This is a genomic window from Streptomyces sp. NPDC045956 (assembly GCF_056430705.1).
The window spans coordinates 319,408-338,028 of record NZ_JBWKKZ010000004.1 but is presented as its reverse complement, the minus strand read 5'-3'; the positions used below and the strand labels follow the sequence as shown (position 1 = coordinate 338,028).

The window sequence follows — 18,621 nt, the reverse complement described above, 5'->3', positions numbered from 1 at the left end:
TCACTTTCCTCCGACGCCCATCAGGCCCTGGACCAGGGCGCGACGGGCGAACAGGTAGACGAGCAGGATGGGCACCATGGACAGCACCACGGCTCCCAGCAGACCGGGGATGTCGATGCCGTGCGCGGTCTGGAAGTTGTACAGGCCCAGCGTGACCACCTTGGTGGAGTCGGACTGGGTCAGGACGAGCGGGAACAGGAAGCCGTTCCACGCCTGGAGCGCGGAGAACACCACGATGGTGGAGAGTCCGCCGCGGGACAGCGGCACGACGAGCTGGAGGAAGACGCGCCGTTGGCTCGCGCCGTCCATCGCCATGGCCTCGTACAGCTCCGGGGAGATGTCGCGCATGGCGCCGCTGAGGATCAGCGCGGACATCGGCAGGCAGAAGGCCGCCGTGGGCAGGATGACACCGAGGAGGTTGTCGTACAGCCCGGCCTCGCTGATCAGGTAGAACATCGGCACGATCACGGCCTGGGCCGGGATGGCGAGGCCGAGCAGGAAGAGCCGGAAGATCGCCGACGTGGTTCTGCTGCGGCTGCGGACGATCGCGTAGGCGAGCGGCGGGACGAGCAGCAGCACGATGCCGATCACGCACGCGGTGACGATCAGCGTGTTGAGGAAGTACTGGCCGAAGCCCGAGTCGAAGGCGCCGACGTAGTTGTCCAGCGTGAAGCTGTCCGGAAGGGAGACCGGGCCGTTCTCGGCGTAGTCCTGGCGGGTGCGCAGGGTCGCGGCGAACATCACGTACAGCGGCAGGCCGACCAGGAGCAGCCAGACGAGCGAGCCGGCACCGGCCAGGTAGTTCGGTCGGCGCCTCATGACACACCCTCCGCGGAACTGCGCATCTTGTCGTAGCCGGAAACCCGGACGACGATCAGCGAGATGATCGTGGCCGCGACGACCAGGGCCAGGGCGACCGCGGAACCGGTGCCGTAGTCGAAGCTCTTGAAGGCCTTGTCGTACATGTAGTAGGCGCTGATGGTGGTGTCGGTGCCGGGTCCGCCCTGGGTCAGGATGAGGACCGTCTCGAACGTGGTCAGGCCGCCGACGATCATCAGGATCATCGAGGTGATCATGGAGGTGCGCAGCTGTGGCAGCGTGATGTGGAAGAACTGCCGGTAGCGGCCCGCCCCGTCGATCTCCGCCGCCTGGTAGAGCACCTGCGGGACCGCGCGGGCGGCACCCTGGTAGATCAGCGTGTGGAACGGGGTGAACTGCCAGGTGCTGACGAACGCCAGCACCCCGATGGCGGTGGCCTGTTCACCGAAGAGGTTGCCGTCACCGAAGAGCCAGGTGGCGTCCGCGGGGATGCCGAAGTTCGGGTCGAGCAGCGCCCGCCAGAGCACGGACACGGCCGTCGCGGACAGCAGCAGCGGGATGAAGTAGATGACCGACAGGACGGCCCGGTTGCGCTGGTGGCCGGCGGCCCAGACGCCGAGCAGGATGCTCAGCGGGGTCTGGAGGACCACGCCGAGCACGGTCAGCAGCAGGGTCAGCCAGATGCTCTTGAGCATGACCGGGTCGTCGATGAGGCGCGACCAGTTGTCCGTGCCGACGAACTCGGGCGAGCTGATCCCGTCCCAGCTCATGAAGGACAGCACCGCCACCATGATCAGCGGGACGATCGCGAAGAGGGCGAAGAAGATCGCGGCGGGCAGCGCCCAGGCGAAGCCGGGGCGTCCCACCGTCGTTGCGGACGAGGCGGGCGGCCGCCGCCGGGACTCCTTGCGGGGTCCGGCGGCGGGCCGGGCACTCGTGATCTGTGTCGTCATGAGCCGTTCGTCAGTCGGTCGGGAGGGCCTGCATGGCCTTGACGAAGCCGTCCGTGTCGAGCTGTCCGTTGAAGAACTGCTGGACGGCCTTGTGCAGGTCCGAGCTGGCCTTCTGCGGGTACGCCTGGTCCCAGGAGAGCTGGAACGACGGGGCGTCGGCGACGAGGTCGTACTGGAAGCGCGAGTACTCGGGGGTGCCCGAGCCGTCGATGAACTTGCCGGTGTCGGTCGTGGTCGGCAGGTTGCCGATGTCCAGCTGCGCCTTGACGAACTCGTCGGAGTACATGAGCTTCAGGAACTCGGCGACGGCCTCGGGGTGCTTGGTCTTCTTCATCACCGAGTAGTAGTTGTTGGTGTTGCCGGCGACGTTGGCCGGGTCGCCCTTGCCGCCCTCGACGGACGGGAAGGCGGTGTATCCGAGGTCCTTCTCGGCGAACTCCGGGTGGTCCGTCAGCTGCTGGGAGTAGTACCAGGAGCCCATCAGCTCGAAGCCGGCCTTGCCCGAGGCCATCAGCTGGACCGAGCCGCCGTTGGTGTACTTGACGGAGTCGTAGTTCTTGCCGAAGGCGCCGGTGTCGACCAGCTCCTTGATCATGTCCAGGGCCTTCTTGCTGTCCGCGCTCTCCCAGGCGCTCTTGTCGCCGCCGACGGCCTTCGCGAACAGCTCCGGACCGGCGATGCGGTCGTAGAGGTACTGGAACCACATCTGGGTGGGCCAGACGTCGCCGCCGCCGAGCGCGATCGGTGTGACGCCCTCGTCCTTGAGCCTGCCCACCGCGTCGATCAACTCGTCCCAGGTCTTCGGCGGTTGCACGCCCGCGTCTTCGAGGACCTTCTTGTTGTGGAAGAGCAGGACCGGCTGGGTGCCGCGCATCGGGACGCCGTACGGCTTGCCGTCGACGACGGCGCTGTCGAAGACGGACGGCAGGAACTTCGCCTTGAGGTCCGGGTTCTTCTTGATGAAGTCGTCGAGCGGCAGCAGCAGGTCGCCCTTGACGAACGGCTTGATGCTGCCGCCGCCCCAGTTGAAGAAGACGTCCGGGGCCTGCGGGGTGTTGATGATCGTCTGGAGCTTCGTCTGGTAGTCCGCGCCGGGGATGGTGTCGAGGACCGCCTTGACGTCGGACGTCTTGTTGAACGTGTCGACGATTTGCTGCTCGACCTTGTTGCTGGCGTCCCCGTAGACCAGGACATGGATCTTGCCGTCGTCCGACGACGCCCCGCCGTTCCCGTCCCCGCAGGCCGCGAGGCTCAGCGCGAGGGCGAGCGTCGCACCGGTGGCGACCAGTCTGGGCAAGCGCGCACGTGTCTTCATCGTTCGCCTTTCGAATGTTTCGGCACCATCACCGAAAGTCCATGCTGACGGACAGTAAAGTCAGTCGGGATTTGCGGTCAATGGTCGTGCGGGCGCCGACTCAAAACGTTATCGATCGCGCGCCGCTCCCCCGGCCCTCCAAGCGCGCACGGGCAGGAGGGCGCGTCGCGACGGAGAGCCGGTCACGGCGGGCGAAAGGAGCGGGTGCCGGACCTCGACAGTTTCGAAAGTCCGCTTCGGTCGTTCGGAGGCGCCGGAGGTGCCCGGCGCCTCCCGGGTACCAGCCTCCCGGGTACCTCCGGAGAGCGTGGTGGGGCGCGACGGCGTGATCGGGGGGCACGATGCGGATGGGCGGCACGCCCGGTACACAGGCCGGGCCGAGGACGTGGTGCGGGAGGCGCGCGGCGGCGACGCGGCCCACGTCCTGCGCTTCCAGGGCTACTGCGGGCCGATGACCGAGGAAGCGCCGAAGGACGTCACCGCTGGAGGGGGTCATCGGGCCGGGTCCGGACGAGTTCCGGCCCGAGTACACGTCGGCATCCGGAGTTCATGGACGAGGTGTGGACGCGGCACCAGCTGCACAAGGGGCGCCCGCCCGATCGAACACCGCGGACCGCATCAGGTACGGATCTTGGCGCGTCGGCCGCGGCCACCGGCCCGCTCATGCGTACGTCCTGGGCCGGTCGGGTTCCGGCACGGTGCCGGTGGGCCCACGGGGAGCGAGCCCGGTGGACGATGATCCGGATCGTCCGGTGTGACCTTGGATATACCTTTGGCGGACGGATGTGCGTAGCTTGGCCCGCGGCGCTCCATTCACCGGGCCGCGGTGCCGGGTGGATGTCACATCAACCCTCCAGGAGACCCATGCGCCCGCGGACAGCGGCCCTCCCGCCCGTCGCCCTGGCGGGCGGCGCGCTGACGGTCGGCCTCGGCGGCCTCTACCTCGTCGGGCTGCTCGTCACCGGCGGTGAGATCGAAGCGGGCACGACGGTGCGCGGCGTGGACATCGGGGGCCTGAGCCGCGCGGAGGCCACCCGGGAACTGGAGCGGCACCTGGTGGCGGGCGGCCCGCGGGAGCTGGCCGTACAGGTCGGCGACCGGAAGGCCGCGGTCGATCCGCGGGAGGCGGGGCTGGCCTTCGACCTCGGGGAAACCCTGGACCGGGCGGAGTCCACCGGCGCCGATCCGGTCAGCGTGATCGGCGGGCTGTTCCGCTCGGGCGGCGAGGTCGAACCGGTCGTGCGGATCGACGAGGACAAGGCGCGTGCCGCCCTCGGGAAGCTGGCCCGCAGGACCGACACGAAGGTCCGCGACGGCGCCGTCTCCTTCGACGACGGCCGTGTCGAGCAGGTCGCCCCGCGCACGGGGTACGCGCTGGACGTGGACGCCTCGATCGGCACGCTCCGCGCCCCCTTCCTGCGCGGCGCGGCGGACTCGGTCACGGCGCTGCCCGTGCGGGAGACCAGGCCCCGGGTCACGGCGGACGAGGTCCGGCGGGCGGTGCGCGCGTTCGCGGAGCCCGCGATGTCGGCACCGGTCACCCTCACCGCCGGCGACAGGCGGTTCACGATCACCCCGGCCGTGCTGGGCCGGCACCTGACGATGCGGCCCGACGACACGGGCAGGCTCGCACCGAGGCTGGACGGCGAGGGCCTGCGTGCCGCGCCGACGGTGGCCGACGCCCTGGAGGGCCTGCCCGCCACCCCCCGGAACGCCCGCCTGGGCCTCCAGGGCGACCGGGCCGTGGTGACCGCCGACGCCAGGACCGCCGTGGAGGTCACCGACAAGGCCCTGGGCAAGGCGGTGCTGCCTCTGCTGACCAAGGCGGGCACCGCTCGCACCGGCGCGGTCACCACACGGGAGACGCGGCCGGAGGTCACCCGGGAGAACGCGGCGCGCCTCGGACTGACCGAGAAGCTGTCCTCCTTCACCGTCCGTTTCGAACCGGCCGCCTACCGCACGACCAACGTGGGCCGGGCCGTGGACCTCATCAACGGTTCCGTCGTCATGCCGGACGAGACCTGGAGCTTCAACCGGACGGTCGGCGAGCGCACCGAGGCCAACGGTTTCGTCGACGGCGTCATGATCTACGACGACCAGTACCGGAAGGCGCCCGGCGGCGGCGTCTCCGCCGTGGCCACCACGGTCTTCAACGCCATGTTCTTCGCGGGCGTCAAGCCCGTCGAGTACGGCGCCCACTCCTTCTACATCGAGCGCTACCCCGAGGGCCGCGAGGCGACGGTCGCCTGGGGCAGCCTGGACCTCAAGTTCGCCAACGACTCCGGCAAGGCCCTCTACATCCAGGCCGAGTCCACCGACACCTCGCTGACCGTCAACTTCATCGGTACGAAGAAGTACGACGAGATCACGTCGGTCAAGGGTCCGCGCACCGCCGTGCGGGAACCGGAGACGAGGGTGAGCACCGACGAGCAGTGCGTGCCGCAGACCCCGCTCGAGGGCTTCGACGTCACCGTGGAGCGCGTCTTCCACGACGACGGCCGGGAAGTGAAGCGCGAGCCGTTCCGCACGCACTACAGCCCGCGCGACGAGATCACCTGCGACTAGAGCCGCGGGGCAGCACCCCCGCACGCCCGGACAGGTCCACGGGGGACGCCCGGACGGCCCCGGCGGCTCGCCTTCAGATCGCCGCGCCCGCCTCGGGGGCCATTTCCCCCGCTCGGCCGCGGGCCGGTGTCCGGTGACCCTCGGCGGCGGCGTGCGCCGTCGCTCCGGCGGCGACGGTTGCGGCGGGGGCGGCGCGTCGGCCGCGTCCGGCCAACCGGCATCCGACACACCCGGGGTGGCCTTCCGCGGCGGCCGCGTCCCTCACCCGCCAGTCGCGCTCGGAGAGGGGCCTGGGCCCGCCGGCCTTGCCCCACCCGGCCAGGTGCAGCACCCAGGTGACGCAGGCCGCGAGGGCGATGAGGCCCGCCCCCAGAGCGACTCCCGGGTACCACGTGGTGACCATCGAGCCGCCGGACACCACGCTTCCCGCGAGCGCCGTACCGGTACCCGTCCAGCCGGCGACGGTGTGGCCGTGGTCGTGGCCGCTGTGGGTGGGGTTCATGACGTGCTCCCGTGGCTTTGTATCTTCGGCAAGGACACCGAGCGACAAGACTCTTAGCTTCTAAGCTAAGTTTCTTAGATACTAAGGAGATAATTGGTGGAGGGCAAGCCGCGTCACGACGCGACAGCACAGGAGGCGCTGGACGCGATGGATCGCATGGTCGCCCTCGCCCTGGTGTCCCAGCACGACATCGCCCAGAGGCTCGGACTGAACGTCACCGACCTGACGTGCCTGGGGCATGTCATCGGCGCCGGACCACGGCACCTGACCGCCGGTGACCTGGCGCAGCACGCCAACGTGACCACGGGTGCGATCACCGGAGTGATCAACCGTCTCGAACGTGCCGGTTACGTGAGCAGGCAACCGGATCCCGCGGACCGACGCCGGGTCCGGGTGGTCCTGGACGAGCATGCCGCCGCCCGGGTCTTCGCCGTCTACGGCCCGCACTACCGGCGGTTGGCCGAACTCGCCGCCGACTACACGCCACAGGAGACCGCCGTACTGGCCGACTGGTTCACCCGGGCCAGGCAGGCCATGGAGGAGTCACTCGACGAGATCCGCGAACCCTCGTCCGCCGGACCGGACGCCCCACGCCCCTGACCACCGCCCCGCACCGGGGGACCGGTCACGGTGCCGGGCGGCGGCTGCCTCAGGGACGTGGGACGTTCCGCAGGTTGGCGCGGGCCAGGTCGAGCATCCGGCCGACACCGCCGTCGAGCACGGTCCGGCCGGCGGCGAAGGCGAAGCCCTTGACCTGGGCGGCCGAGATGTGCGGCGGGATCGACAGCGCGTTGGGATCGGTCACCAGGTCGACCAGGAAGGGCCCGTCGTGCGCGAGCGCTCGCTCGAGCCCTTCGGCGACATGCTCGGGGCGCTCGACGCGGATCGCCTCGATGCCCGCGCCGCGGGCGATCGCCGCGTAGTCCACCGGCTCGTGGTCGGTCTCGTGCTCGGGCATCCCCTCGACCAGCATCTCCAACTTGACCATGCCCAGGGAGGAGTTGTTGAAGACGATGGTCTTCACCGGCAGGTCGTGCAGCTTCACCGTGAGCAGCTCGCCCATGAGCATGCCCAGTCCGCCGTCACCGGACATCGAGATCACCTGGCGTCCGGGATGGGCGAACTGCGCGCCGATGGCGTGCGGCAGGGCGTTGGCCATCGTGCCGTGCAGGAACGAACCGATGACCCGGCGCCGTCCGTTGGGGGTGAGGTAGCGCGCCGCCCAGACGTTGGACATGCCGGTGTCCACGGTGAACACCGCGTCGTCCGAGGCGAGTTCGTCCAGGACGGAGGCCGCGTACTCGGGGTGGATGGGGGTGTGCCGCTCGACGTCGCGGGTGTAGGCGGAGACCACCTTCTCCAGGGACTTGGCATGCTTGTGCAGCATCCGGTCCAGGAAGGCGCGGTCCCGCTCCACCTCGACCAACGGCAGTACGGACCGCAGCGTCTCCCGGACATCGCCGTGGACGCCGAGTTCCAGCACGGTGCGACGGCCGAGGCGGCCCGCGTCGTGGTCGATCTGCACGGTCCTCGCCTGCGGCAGGAAGTCGTTGTACGGGAAGTCGGTGCCCAGCAGGACGACCAGGTCGGCCTCGTGCATCGCGTCGTAGCACGCGCCGTAGCCCAGCAGACCGCTCATGCCCACGTCGTACGGGTTGTCGAACTGGATCCACTCCTTGCCCCGCAGGGTGTGCCCGACGGGGGCGGCGGTCCTCTCCGCGAGCGCCATGACCTCGGCGTGCGCGTCCCTCACTCCCGCACCGCAGAACAGCATGACCTTCCGGGCCGCGTTCAGCTTCTCGGCCAACGCCCCGACCTGCGTGTCCGGCGGGACGACACGCCCCCGCTCGGTGACCAGGTCGCTGCTCCCCGTCGGGTGGGTCGCCTCGTCGTGCGCAACGTCGCCGGGTATGACCAGGACGGACACCGCGTTGTTGCCGAGGGCCCGCTGCATGGCGATCCGCAGGATCCGGGGCATCTGCCCGGGGGTGCCGATCATCTCGCAGTAGTCGCTGCACTCGGTGAACAGCCGTTCCGGGTGCGTTTCCTGGAAGAAGCCCGTCCCGATCTGATGGGACGGGATGTGCGAGGCGAGCGCCAGCACGGGCGCACCGGAGCGGTGCGCGTCGTAGAGCCCCTGGATCAGGTGCGTGTTCCCGGGACCACAGCTTCCGGCGCACACCGCCAGTTTGCCCGTCAGCTGCGCCTCCGCCGCCGCGGCGAAGGCGGCGGCCTCCTCGTTGCGTACGTGCACCCACTCGATGCCGTCGGTGCGGCGCACCGCGTCGACCACCGAGTTCAGGCTGTCCCCCACCACGCCGTAGATCCGCTCCACGCCGGCCTGCCGCAGAATGTCGACCATCTGCTGAGCCACTGTCGGATTGCGCATGTCCGGTTCTCTCCCGTCGGGTTGCACGTCTGCCCCACACCACTCTTGACCACCTCAATATAGTTGACGCATCTACTTCATGAGCGGGAGCGCCGTGGTCAGCCGCGGTGATCCGCCGGGAGCCATGACATTGACGTGCGGGACGATGGGGAACGGCGGACGCATGCCCGGGCTCAGCAGGTGGTGGCGGCTCAAGAGCACGCCGGAGAAGGTGGAGACGTACACGCGGTGGTCGTTCCACTTCTGCGGGGTGTGCGAGACCGCCGGCATCGGTCTGACGACGTACCTGAAGGTGGGACCGCCGCTGGCGACCGTGTGGGCGCTCATGGTCGTCACGCATGCCGTGGCGTGCACGGCGACCGTCGCACGGACGCTGGACTGGGCGCTCGGGCGCCGGGCCCGGCCGGTACGGGAGTTGTGGGGGCTCGGGGGCCTCACCGCCGTCCTCGCGGTCGCCTCTCTCGTCATCGGGAAGCACGGTCCGGCGGGCGAGAACGTCGAGAGCACGGCCCTCGGCGTGTGCCTGGGGCTGCACGGCTTCGGCGTGGGCGTGATGGCGCTCGCGGTGCATCACGACCGGCGGCATGTCGTCGGACTGGTGAGCGGTTCCGCAGTGGGCGCGGGGGCTGTGGCCTGCGCGGTGGGCCTGCCGTGGCCCGCCGCACTGACCACGGCGGGCCTTCTGCTGGTGACCGGGGCGTTCCTCGCCGCCACCGGGCTCTTCTCCGTCTGGCTGCTCGAGGCGGTGCACGCGCTCGACGACGCCGACGAGGCCCGGGTCGGGCTCGCCGTCGCCGAGGAGCGGCTGCGGTTCGGCCGGGACCTGCACGACGTGATGGGCCGGAACCTGGCGGTGATCGCGCTGAAGAGCGAGCTGGCGGTCCGGCTGTCCCGGCGCGGCCGGGTGGAGGCGGCGGAGCAGATGAGCGAGGTGCAGCGCCTCGCTCGGGAGTCGCAGCGGGAGGTCCGGGACGTCGTGCTCGGCTTTCGGAAGGCCGCCCTGGAGGTGGAACTGGCCGGTGCCCGGGGGGTGCTCTCGGCGGCGGGCATCGAAGCGGTGGTCATCGGTGAGACGGCCGGCCTGACCGCCGAGGTGCAGTCGGCGCTCGGCTGGGTGGTGCGGGAGGCGACCACGAACGTGCTGCGGCACGGCGACGCGCAGAACGTCGCGGTGACGGTGCGGGCCGAGGAGGGGTGGGTCGTGCTGACGGTGGAGAACGACGGGGTGACGGAGCGGACCGGGGAGGGCCCCTCGTCGGGCTCGGGCGGCTCCGGGCTCGCGGGACTGCGTGAACGGCTCTCCGCGGTGGACGGGACCCTGGAGGCGGGGCCCGCCGGCAAGGGCATGTTCCTGCTGACGGCCGCGGTGCCGCTGCCGGTTGCCGCGGCCGGGACCGCTCCGGAGGCCGCCTCATGACGACGGCCGTCGACTCGCCTCGGCGTTCCGGGGCGGAACCACTCAGCCGAGTTGCGGTTTCAGCCACCGTAGGACCTCAGGGGTGACCGGGTCGGTGATGTCGGCGAACTCGTCGTGCCGCTTGAGGAACTTGGCGACGTAGGGGCAGACCGGAACGATCCGCATCCCGGATGCGCGCACGTCGAGGAGTGCCTGCCGGACCAGGTGCGGGGCCAGTCCCCGGCCGGCGAACGCCTCGTCGATCTCCGTGTGGAAGAAGACACGTTGCACGCCCGCGTCACGGTAGGCGGTCAGACCGGCACGTCGGCCGTCGACCAGGATCTCGTACTGGCGTTCGGCGTCCGCCCGTTCGACGACCGCGGGGGTGGTGGACTCGCTCATGCTGTGCCTCTCCTGGGGGACGTGAACGGGGACATCGACGGGGACCTCAACGGGTCGGCGGGTTCCGGCGCGGTGTGATCACGGCGTTCGGCAGGGCCGGAGCGGGAAGGCGGCCGCCGGGGAAGTCCTCGATCAGGCCGAAGCGGTCGGAGGATGCCTCCCAGTCCTCGCGGGCCTTCACCACGTCCTCGTGGCTGCGGCCGATGAAGTTCCACCACATGACGATCGCCTCTCCGAAGGGCGGCCCTCCGAGGAGGATGGTCCGCGCCGGCGCGTCGGTCTCGTTCACCATCGTCAGGGTCTCCGCTCCCCGCGGGACGAAGCCGAGGTCGGCGGGCCGCACCATGGTGTCGAACAGGCGGACGTCCCCGCTGTCCACGAGGAGACCGTGCTCGAAGGCCCCGTCCACACCGAGGGTGAGGGTCGCACGGGGTGCGAGGACGATCTCGGCGCCGAGTAGCGGCGTGAAGGTCCGGACCGGGGAGGTGCGGCCCAGCAACGACCCCAGGAAGACCCTGATCTCAGCTCCGTCGGCCTGTACGGCTTCGGGCACGTGGTGCTGGAAGTCCCGGGCGGCGTCGCGGTGTTCTTCGGGCAGCGCCACCCACAACTGGACGCCGTGCAGCACGGTGGTGTGCGGGGTGGAGACCTCCGAGTGGGCGATGCCGTGCCCGCCGGTCATGAGGTTCACCTCGCCGGGCCGGATCAGGGCGTGGGTGCCGAGGGTGTCGCGATGCTCGATCTCTCCGCCGAACAGCCAACTCACCGTCTGCAGACCGGTGTGCGGATGCGGAGCCATGACCATGCCGCCCGACACGGCGACGTCGAGCGGACCGTAGTGATCGACGAAGCACCAGGCGCCGATGAGCGTGCGCGCCCGCTGGGGCAGCGTGCGCCGCACCCGCATCGCACGTGGTCCGCCGAGCGGGACCTCACGCGCCGACAGGACATCGACCCGGGGGGCACCGGCCGGCCGGTCGCCTCCGACGAGCGGGCCGCCGCTCGGAGCCTCGGTATCGCCTTCCGGACCGACCATCGAGAGCACCTCTTCCGTTCTGTGGTTGTCATGTCGGCGTTCGACGCCGCGGGGCCGCAGGGGCGGAGCCGAACGCTCTCCGCCGACTGCCCGGCTCCTCAGTCGCTGACCTTGCTGCGGGACTGGTACAGCAGATCCTGGTACTCGGGATGCCGGTTGATCCAGCCCGCGAAGAAGGGGCAGGTGGCCAGCACCCGCAGACGCGCGGCGCGCGCCTCGTCCAGGGCCGTGCGGACCAGCGCGGACCCGACCCCCGCCCCCTCGTACTCCGCCTCGACCTCGGTGTGCACGAACGCCACGAGTTCCGCCGTACGGATGTACTCCGCGACGCCCGCCACCTTGGATTCCCCGTCGACACGGGCTTCGTAGCGCTTCGCCCCGGGTACGTCGCTCACTTCGATCGTCATGCGTGCGTCCTCCTCGTCGGGCCCGATCCCGCACGACACGGCGGGATCTCGGGGCCAGGGCGCCACCCTAACCTCATCAGGTTGACACATCAACCTATCCATGGCGAGAGCGGTGCCCGCGAAGGGTGCGTCCCCGGCGCCGCTGGATGAGGTGTCAACGATCTCGTTAGACTTCCGCCATGGACGCACAGCCGCGCTGGCTCGACCCGGAACAGAAGGCCGCCTGGGACAGCTTCATCCGCATGCAGGAGAAACTCATCGGCCGGCTGTCCCGACGCGTCCAGATCGACTCCGGATTGTCGGCGGCGGACTACGTGGTGCTCGTCAGCCTCACCGAGAGGGGCAACGGGCGGATGCGCTTCCTCGATCTGGCCAAACTCGTGGAGTGGGAGAAGAGCCGGATGTCCCACCAGATCACACGGATGGCGAAACGCGGGCTCGTGGCCAGGGAGGAATGCCCCGACGACGGACGGGGAGCCTTCATCGTCGCCACCCCGGCCGGTCACGAAGCCATCGAGGAGGCCGCACCGCAGCACGTCGAGCACGTCCGTCGCCTCTTCGTCGACGCCCTCACCCCGAACCAGCTCAACACGCTCGGCCGGCTCTCCCAGCGCGTCCTGGACCACATGGAGAAGCAGCCGGACTGACCGGAGCCCCACGACAGGGCGGCCGACGCGGCCACCAGGCACGCGAGGGCGCGAGCAGGCGCAGCAGAAGACAGCCGGACGGACCGTCGTGCCCTGGGGCCCGGCGGGAAACGGACATGGAGGACCAGTGCGGCCGATCATCCCCGACTATCTGGCAGAGGTGCTGCGAGATGTGGAGTCGGACACCTCGGGAGAGCCGGCGGGGTACATCCCCGAGTTGGCGGCGGCGGACCCCGACCGCCTCGGTGCGGCCTTCGCCATGCTCGACGGAGAGGTCTACGGCGCCGGTGACATCGATATCGAGTTCACCATCCAGTCGATCTCCAAGCCGTTCGTCTACGCGTTGGCCCTGGCCGATCACGGGTTCGCCCCCGTCCTCGCCAAGGTCGGCGTCGAGCCCTCCGGCGAGGCGTTCAACGAGATCTCCCTCGAAACCGGGACCGGGCGCCCCCGCAACCCCATGATCAACGCCGGCGCGATCACCGTGCACTCGCTGGCCGGCGCGGAGGACCTCACCCCGGAGCAGCGTGTGGAACGCGTGCGCCGGGGCCTCTCGGCGTTCGCCGGCCGCCGGCTCACGATGGACGACGCGGTGTGTGCCTCGGAGATGGAGCACGCGCACCGCAACCTCGCCATCGCCCACATGCTCCGCAGCCACGAGGTCCTCACCAAGGACCCCGGGGCCGTCGTGGAGGGCTACACCCGCCAGTGTTCCGTGCTCGTCACCACGCGCGATCTGGCCATCATGGCCGCGACCCTGGCCAACCGCGGGACGAACCCTCTGTCGGGCGAGCAGGTGGTGCCGGAACCGGTGGTGCGCCAGGTGCTGAGCGTCATGTTCAGCTGCGGCATGTACGACGCCGCCGGTGACTGGGCGACCCAGGTCGGCATCCCGGCGAAGAGCGGGGTGGCGGGCGGCCTGATCGGAGCGCTCCCCGGACAGATCGGCATCGCGACGTTCTCACCGCGACTGGATCGTCACGGGAACAGCGTGCGCGGGGTGTCCCTGTTCGAGCGCTTCTCCTCGGACATGGGTCTGCATGTGATGGAGACCCCCGCCGCCGCGCGTGCCGTCGTGCGGTCCCACCATGTCGTGGGCAGCGGACCGGACGCGCTGCGGGTCCTGCAACTCCAGGGCGGCATCGGCTTCGCCGGAGCCGAGAGAGTGGTCCAGGAGGCCATGACCGTCCCGCCTTCGGACACGAGGGTGGCTCTGGACCTGACCATGGTCCATTCGATCGACGACGTGGCACGGCGCGTGCTGCTGGAGGTCGCGCGCCGGCTGACGCTCAGCGGCCACGAGGTCCACCTCGTCGACCCGGAATCGGTCGTGCCCGACCCCGACCCCGGAGACGGGGGCCGAGTCACGGTCGTCGACACCATGGACCAGCTCGTCAAGCCGACGCGGGACGACCCGGCGCGGGAGCAGTCCGGCGGCACGGCGAATCCCCCGACTCGCCTGAGCTGACGGCAGGTTCGCGCACGCGGACAGGGCGCCGGGCAGCAGGTCGTCCTGGGCCACGGAGTCGACCTCCGGTGTCGACACCGTGGCCGCCGACGCCGGGATCGACGCCGTGTCCGCCGACGCCGGGATCGACGCCGTGTCCGCCGACGCCGGGATCGACGCCGTGTCCGCCGATCAGCGGCTGTCAGACCTGGTCACCGGGGGGCGTGGCCAGGAGCTGCGTCTCCCAGGCGAAGGCCACCCCGCTGGCGCCGCCGTGCCGCGCCTGGACCTCGGCGACACCCGCCACGGTCCGCTCGCGGGCCCAGTCCCGCTGCCACTCGCCCAGCACGGCCATCCAGGTGATCGGCACCACGCCGGCCTGGATCATGCGCTGCACCGCCATGTCGTGGGCCTCCCTGGAGACACCGCCCGACGCGTCGGTGACCACGAAGACCTCGAAGCCCTCCCCCACCGCCTGTATCGCCGGCATGGCCACACAGATCTCCGTCCACAGACCGGCGATGATCAGCTTCTTGCGTCCCGTCGCCTTCACGGCGTCCACGACACGCGCGTCCTGCCAGGTGTTGATGAAGGTCCTGTTGATCGGCTTCTGCTCCGGGAACACCGCTTGCAGCCCCGGGAGGATGAAGCCGCCGCGCTCCTCCAGGACGGTGGTCAGAACGGTCGGAACGTCGAACACCTTGGCTGCCTCGGCGAGCCCCACGGCGTTGTTGATGACCATCGTCGGTTCGTGGCTGTGCAGGTTGGCGACCTGGAACGGCTGGTGGTCGACGAGGACGAGCACACTCTCCTCGGGCGTCAGCAGCGCGCCGAGTCCGGCCTTGACCCCAGTACTCACGAGATTCCCCTTCAGGCACTTCGCGTCCGCGGGTCTCCGGCAGTGCACCGACGTCCCGTGGCCCCGAGTGAGGCGGATACGGGACGACCGGGCCGGCGCCCCGCACACCAAGTGGTTGACGCGTCACCTACGCTAGAGGCAACTGGTTGATGGGTCAACCATGCCCGCCGGGCACCCGGCGTACCGATGCGCCTGACCACCGAGCGCCTGCTGGACCCGATCGGCGCCGCATTCGACGCGGCGTAGTCAGCACCGCATCAGCACGGGAGAGGTGAAGACGGGAGCCAGCATGGTGGCCGCACGTATACCCGGTCCCTCAACTATGGTGCCCCGCCACATGTGCGCTCGACCTGCGCGTTTCTACGGTGTCCCGAAACGTACCCGTCCCCACCGCACACGAGGAAGTGGCGCACATGGCCTCAGCAGCATCCGCTCCCCCGACACCCGGCAACCTCAAGCGCATCGTCGCCGCCTCCCTCATCGGCACCACCATCGAGTGGTACGACTTCTTCCTCTACGGTTCCGCCGCCGCCCTCGTCTTCAACAAGCTGTTCTTCCCGGACTCCGACCCCCTGGTCGGCACGCTGCTGTCGTTCCTCACCTATGCCGTGGGCTTCGCGGCGCGTCCCCTGGGCGCCCTGGTGTTCGGGCACTACGGCGACCGGCTCGGGCGCAAGAAGCTGCTGGTGCTCAGCCTGCTGCTGATGGGCGGGGCGACCTTCGCGATCGGGCTGCTGCCCACGCACGCCACCATCGGCACGACCGCTCCCGTGCTGCTGACCGTGCTGCGGCTGGTCCAGGGTTTCGCGCTCGGCGGCGAGTGGGGCGGGGCCGTCCTGCTGGTGTCGGAGCACGGGGACGCGCGGCGGCGCGGTTTCTGGGCCTCCTGGCCGCAGACCGGTGCGCCGGCGGGGCAACTGCTGGCGACGGGTGTGCTGTCGCTGCTGACGGCTCTGCTGTCCGACGCCGCGTTCAACAGCTGGGGCTGGCGGATACCGTTCCTGCTCTCGGGCGTCCTCGTGATGGTCGGCCTGTGGATCCGGCTCTCCGTCGACGAATCACCCGTCTTCAAACAGGCGTTGGCCCAGGCCGAGACGCGCAAGGCCGAGGCCGAGCCGCTCCCCCTGGTCGCCGTCATGCGGCACCACTGGCGCGACGTCCTGATCGCCATGGGCGCGCGGATGGCGGAGAACATCAGCTACTACGTCATCACGGCCTTCATCCTCGTCTACGCCACGACCGCCGCCGACGTGTCCAAGCAGACCGCGCTCAACGCGGTGCTCATCGCGTCGGCCGTGCACTTCGTCGTCATCCCCTGCTGGGGCGCGTTGTCGGACCGGATCGGCCGGCGCCCCGTGTACCTGCTGGGCGCGGCCGGGGTCGGGCTGTGGATGTTCCCGTTCTTCATGCTGATCGACAGCGGCGGCTTCGGCAGTCTGCTCCTCGCGGTCACCGTGGGCCTGGTGCTGCACGGCGCGATGTACGCGCCCCAGGCGGCCTTCTTCTCGGAGATGTTCGCGACCCGGATGCGCTACTCGGGTGCCTCCATCGGGGCGCAGTTCGCCTCGGTCGCCGCCGGTGCCCCCGCACCGCTGATCGCCACCGCGCTGCTCAGCGCGTACGACAGCTCCACCCCGATCTCCCTCTACGTCATCGCCTCGGTGGTGCTGACGCTGATCGCCGTGGGTGTGGCCAAGGAGACCCGCCACCGCGACCTCGCCGAGGTCGAGCCGTCCCCCGCGGACGGGGACGCGGGCGAGGCCGGGCTCAGCCAGGAGGCGGAGGCGGCGGCCTCCCGCGCACCGGGCGCGCGCAGTCTCTGACCCGCTCCGGGACCGGCCCCCGCACGCCCGTGCGTGCGGGGGTCAGTGCCGTGTCGGCGTCGCCGATGCCGTCGGCGTCGCCAACCGGTGGAGTCTGAGGGCCAGTTGGATCTCCAGCGCGCGGTCGGGGCTCTGCCAGTCCTCGCCCAGCAGGCGGCCGACGCGCTCCAGCCGTTGGGCGACCGTGTTCACGTGGACGTGCAGTTCGTCCTTGGTGCGGGCGGGGCTCATGCCGCAGGCGAAGTAGGCGTCCAGGGTGCGCAGGAGTTCGGTGCCGCGGCGCGTGTCGTAGGCGACGACCTGGCCGACGGTGCGCTCGACGAAACCCGTGACGTCCTGGTCGCCGGCGAGCAGCAGGCCCAGGAAGCCGAAGTCCTCGGCCGCGGCGCCGTCGCCGGAGCGGCCCAGCAGGCGCAGCGCGTCGAGGCAGCGTCTCGCCTCGGTGTACGCGGTGGCCACCGCGTCGGGGCGGGCGGTGAGATCCTCCACGGGGGCCGAGGCTCCGACCGTGACCGCCTCGTGGACGGCCGTCCCGAGGTGCCGGGCGGTACGGCGGGCCAGGTCCGTGGCGCCGTCCCCGGAGGTGAGGGGGAGCAGCAGCACGGTGCCGCCGTCCCGGGCGGCGGCCAGCCCGTGACGGGTCGCGGCGAGGTGGGAGGCGGCGGCCCACAGGCGTCTGCGCGCGTCCGCCTCCTGGTCGGCGTCGGCCGCGGTGGCGTCGAGGCGGGCGGCGAGCACGACGTGCGTGGCGTCCAGGTCGGCGCGCAGCCGGCGGGCACGGTCGCCCAGGAGGCGGGGGTCGCGGTCGCGGGCGTCGAGCAGGTCGTCCAGCAGCTCGCCGCGGACGCGCTGCTCGGCCTCGGCGGCGGAGCGACGGGCCAGCAGCAGGAGGGAGGTGACCATCGCGGCGCGTTCCAGGGTGCGCTGGTCGACAGGGTCGAGTCCCGGGTGGCCGCGCAGGACGAGTGCACCGAGCAGTTCGTCGCCGGCGGCGACGGCGGCGATCCAGTCCGCCTGGTGGGGCACCGCGTGTCCCTCGGCGCGGGAGGCCTCCAGGGCGTGCGCCGGTGCCGCGGCTGCCTCGGTGAACTGGACGGTGCCGTCCAGCACCTGGGAGACGGCGGCGGCCACGTCGTGGACGCCGCCGCCGCGCAGGACGAGTTCGGCGAGCCGGTCGTGGACGTCGGAGGCGCGCTCGATGACACCGCTGCGGTCCTGGATGATCTCGTTGGCCCGCTCCAGGTCCGCGAGGGCCGAGCGGGTCTCGGCGAGCAGGTTCGCGGTGTCGATGGCGGCCGCCGCGAGGGCGGCGAAGGAGCCCAGCAGGGCGATCTGCTCGCGCTCGAAGACGCGGGCCCGCCGGTCCGCGGCGAAGAGCACCCCGATCACATGGTGGCCGAGCATGAGGGGGACGCCGAGGATCGCGACGAGGCCCTCGTCGCTGACCCCCGCGTCGATGGTGCGGGTGTGCTGGAAGCGGGCGTCCTTGAAGTAGTCGTCGGTGACGTAGGGGCGGGCGGTCTGGGCGACGAGGCCGCCGAGCCCCTCGCCCATGCCGAGCCGCAGCTGCTGGAAGCGCGCCGCCACCGAGCCCTCGGTGACCCGCATGTAGGTGTCGCCGCGGGCCGGGTCGTTGAGACTGAGGTAGGCGACGTCGGTGCCGAGCAGCGAGCGGGCCCGCTGCACGATCGCGCGCAGTACGGCGTCCAGGTCGCGCAGTCCGGCCAGGTCGTGGGCGGTCTCGAAGAGCGCCGACAGCTCGGCCTCGCGGCGTCGGCGGCCCTCCAGCTCCGAGCGCACGCGGAGCGCGAGGCGCTTGGCCTGTTCGAGCGCGGCGAGTCGCTCCGCCGGTCCCCCCTCGGCGCGGGCCAGCAGCTCCGGCTGCTCGTAGGCGTCGGCGGAGGCGCCCCGGGCCAGCAGTTCGAGGAAGGGTGTCTCGACGGCGGCGGGCCTCCGGTCCGCGGCGTCGCCGGCCGGCGCTCCGGCATCGTGGACGGAGCGCTCGGCGGACTGCAGGTGATCGCGGGACATGCTCACAGGATTCCCCATCGCACGGTCGTC

Annotated in this window: 16 protein-coding genes; 6 read left to right on the top strand and 10 right to left on the bottom strand. The window is 70.8% G+C overall.

Translation table 11 applies throughout. The features are described 5' to 3' along the window. Genes AC07FV_RS13730 through AC07FV_RS13720 form a run of 3 tightly spaced genes read right to left on the bottom strand, consistent with a single transcriptional unit; the run spans position 1 to position 3,087 of the window. The gene (locus AC07FV_RS13730; RefSeq protein ID WP_479087097.1) at positions 1-819 is read right to left on the bottom strand and encodes a carbohydrate ABC transporter permease; all 819 of its coding nucleotides are present in this window, start codon (positions 817-819) and stop codon (positions 1-3) included. Continuing rightward, complete coding sequence (locus AC07FV_RS13725) at positions 816-1,772, bottom strand: carbohydrate ABC transporter permease (protein ID WP_356606889.1); 957 nt, start codon at positions 1,770-1,772, stop codon at positions 816-818. The genes AC07FV_RS13730 and AC07FV_RS13725 overlap by 4 nt, the downstream gene beginning before the upstream one ends. 10 nt (positions 1,773-1,782) lie before the next feature. Further along, positions 1,783-3,087 carry an ABC transporter substrate-binding protein gene (locus AC07FV_RS13720; RefSeq protein ID WP_479087096.1) on the bottom strand — a complete coding sequence of 435 codons (1,305 nt, stop codon included), beginning with the start codon at positions 3,085-3,087 and terminating at the stop codon, positions 1,783-1,785. A gap of 864 nt (positions 3,088-3,951) precedes the next feature. On the opposite strand from AC07FV_RS13720, the gene AC07FV_RS13715 reads away from it, so the two are divergent. Further along, complete coding sequence (locus AC07FV_RS13715) at positions 3,952-5,652, top strand: VanW family protein (RefSeq protein ID WP_479087095.1); 1,701 nt, start codon at positions 3,952-3,954, stop codon at positions 5,650-5,652. A 73-nt stretch (positions 5,653-5,725) separates the two neighbouring features. On the opposite strand, the gene AC07FV_RS13710 is transcribed toward AC07FV_RS13715, so the two are convergent. Continuing rightward, entirely contained in the window at positions 5,726-6,154 is a 429-nt protein-coding gene (locus tag AC07FV_RS13710; protein WP_479087094.1) for an HGxxPAAW family protein, read from the bottom strand. Positions 6,155-6,250: 96 nt separating this feature from the next. Between AC07FV_RS13710 and AC07FV_RS13705 the strand changes: the two genes are divergently transcribed. Next, the gene (locus AC07FV_RS13705) at positions 6,251-6,754 is read left to right on the top strand and encodes a MarR family winged helix-turn-helix transcriptional regulator (RefSeq protein ID WP_479087092.1); all 504 of its coding nucleotides are present in this window, start codon (positions 6,251-6,253) and stop codon (positions 6,752-6,754) included. 49 nt (positions 6,755-6,803) lie between these two features. Here AC07FV_RS13705 and AC07FV_RS13700 read toward each other — a convergent pair whose 3' ends face one another. After that, entirely contained in the window at positions 6,804-8,543 is a 1,740-nt protein-coding gene (locus tag AC07FV_RS13700; RefSeq protein WP_479087090.1) for a pyruvate dehydrogenase, read from the bottom strand. Between the two features lie 163 nt (positions 8,544-8,706). Between AC07FV_RS13700 and AC07FV_RS13695 the strand changes: the two genes are divergently transcribed. After that, positions 8,707-9,960 carry a sensor histidine kinase gene (locus tag AC07FV_RS13695; protein WP_479087089.1) on the top strand — a complete coding sequence of 418 codons (1,254 nt, stop codon included), beginning with the start codon at positions 8,707-8,709 and terminating at the stop codon, positions 9,958-9,960. 42 nt (positions 9,961-10,002) lie between these two features. Here the strand turns inward: AC07FV_RS13695 and AC07FV_RS13690 are convergent, their stop codons facing one another. The 3 genes from AC07FV_RS13690 to AC07FV_RS13680 form a co-directional block, all read right to left on the bottom strand. After that, on the bottom strand, positions 10,003-10,341 hold the full coding sequence (locus AC07FV_RS13690; protein ID WP_479087087.1) for a GNAT family N-acetyltransferase: 339 nt from the start codon (positions 10,339-10,341) through the stop codon (positions 10,003-10,005). Positions 10,342-10,387: 46 nt separating this feature from the next. Further along, positions 10,388-11,377, bottom strand: a complete 990-nt coding sequence (locus tag AC07FV_RS13685; RefSeq protein WP_479087086.1) for a pirin family protein — start codon at positions 11,375-11,377, stop codon at positions 10,388-10,390. A gap of 98 nt (positions 11,378-11,475) precedes the next feature. After that, on the bottom strand, positions 11,476-11,784 hold the full coding sequence (locus AC07FV_RS13680) for a GNAT family N-acetyltransferase (RefSeq protein WP_479087084.1): 309 nt from the start codon (positions 11,782-11,784) through the stop codon (positions 11,476-11,478). A 179-nt stretch (positions 11,785-11,963) separates the two neighbouring features. Here AC07FV_RS13680 and AC07FV_RS13675 point away from each other — a divergent pair, with 179 nt between their 5' ends. Further along, positions 11,964-12,431, top strand: a complete 468-nt coding sequence (locus AC07FV_RS13675) for a MarR family winged helix-turn-helix transcriptional regulator (RefSeq protein WP_479087082.1) — start codon at positions 11,964-11,966, stop codon at positions 12,429-12,431. A gap of 127 nt (positions 12,432-12,558) precedes the next feature. Beyond that, positions 12,559-13,899, top strand: a complete 1,341-nt coding sequence (locus tag AC07FV_RS13670; RefSeq protein WP_479087080.1) for a glutaminase — start codon at positions 12,559-12,561, stop codon at positions 13,897-13,899. A gap of 181 nt (positions 13,900-14,080) precedes the next feature. Here AC07FV_RS13670 and AC07FV_RS13665 read toward each other — a convergent pair whose 3' ends face one another. Next, positions 14,081-14,737: a hydrolase gene (locus AC07FV_RS13665; protein ID WP_479087078.1), complete on the bottom strand. Its 657-nt coding sequence runs from the start codon at positions 14,735-14,737 to the stop codon at positions 14,081-14,083. 413 nt (positions 14,738-15,150) lie between these two features. Here AC07FV_RS13665 and AC07FV_RS13660 point away from each other — a divergent pair, with 413 nt between their 5' ends. After that, a complete protein-coding gene (locus AC07FV_RS13660; protein WP_479087077.1) occupies positions 15,151-16,560 on the top strand; it encodes an MFS transporter in 1,410 nt (469 codons plus the stop codon). Between the two features lie 42 nt (positions 16,561-16,602). Here the strand turns inward: AC07FV_RS13660 and AC07FV_RS13655 are convergent, their stop codons facing one another. Beyond that, positions 16,603-18,591 carry a helix-turn-helix domain-containing protein gene (locus AC07FV_RS13655; RefSeq protein WP_479087075.1) on the bottom strand — a complete coding sequence of 663 codons (1,989 nt, stop codon included), beginning with the start codon at positions 18,589-18,591 and terminating at the stop codon, positions 16,603-16,605. Between the last annotated feature and the right edge of the window lie 30 nt (positions 18,592-18,621).

What these genes read in the sequence shown, in the direction of transcription:
- AC07FV_RS13710 (WP_479087094.1), bottom strand. Translation starts at nt 6,154, where the DNA reads ATGAACCCCACCCACAGCGGCCACGACCACGGCCACACCGTCGCCGGC.
- AC07FV_RS13720 (WP_479087096.1), bottom strand. Translation starts at nt 3,087, where the DNA reads ATGAAGACACGTGCGCGCTTGCCCAGACTGGTCGCCACCGGTGCGACG.
- AC07FV_RS13690 (WP_479087087.1), bottom strand. Translation starts at nt 10,341, where the DNA reads ATGAGCGAGTCCACCACCCCCGCGGTCGTCGAACGGGCGGACGCCGAA.
- AC07FV_RS13700 (WP_479087090.1), bottom strand. Translation starts at nt 8,543, where the DNA reads ATGCGCAATCCGACAGTGGCTCAGCAGATGGTCGACATTCTGCGGCAG.
- AC07FV_RS13655 (WP_479087075.1), bottom strand. Translation starts at nt 18,591, where the DNA reads ATGTCCCGCGATCACCTGCAGTCCGCCGAGCGCTCCGTCCACGATGCC.
- AC07FV_RS13715 (WP_479087095.1), top strand. Translation starts at nt 3,952, where the DNA reads ATGCGCCCGCGGACAGCGGCCCTCCCGCCCGTCGCCCTGGCGGGCGGC.
- AC07FV_RS13695 (WP_479087089.1), top strand. Translation starts at nt 8,707, where the DNA reads ATGCCCGGGCTCAGCAGGTGGTGGCGGCTCAAGAGCACGCCGGAGAAG.
- AC07FV_RS13675 (WP_479087082.1), top strand. Translation starts at nt 11,964, where the DNA reads ATGGACGCACAGCCGCGCTGGCTCGACCCGGAACAGAAGGCCGCCTGG.
- AC07FV_RS13730 (WP_479087097.1), bottom strand. Translation starts at nt 819, where the DNA reads ATGAGGCGCCGACCGAACTACCTGGCCGGTGCCGGCTCGCTCGTCTGG.
- AC07FV_RS13660 (WP_479087077.1), top strand. Translation starts at nt 15,151, where the DNA reads ATGGCCTCAGCAGCATCCGCTCCCCCGACACCCGGCAACCTCAAGCGC.
- AC07FV_RS13725 (WP_356606889.1), bottom strand. Translation starts at nt 1,772, where the DNA reads ATGACGACACAGATCACGAGTGCCCGGCCCGCCGCCGGACCCCGCAAG.
- AC07FV_RS13680 (WP_479087084.1), bottom strand. Translation starts at nt 11,784, where the DNA reads ATGACGATCGAAGTGAGCGACGTACCCGGGGCGAAGCGCTACGAAGCC.
- AC07FV_RS13685 (WP_479087086.1), bottom strand. Translation starts at nt 11,377, where the DNA reads ATGGTCGGTCCGGAAGGCGATACCGAGGCTCCGAGCGGCGGCCCGCTC.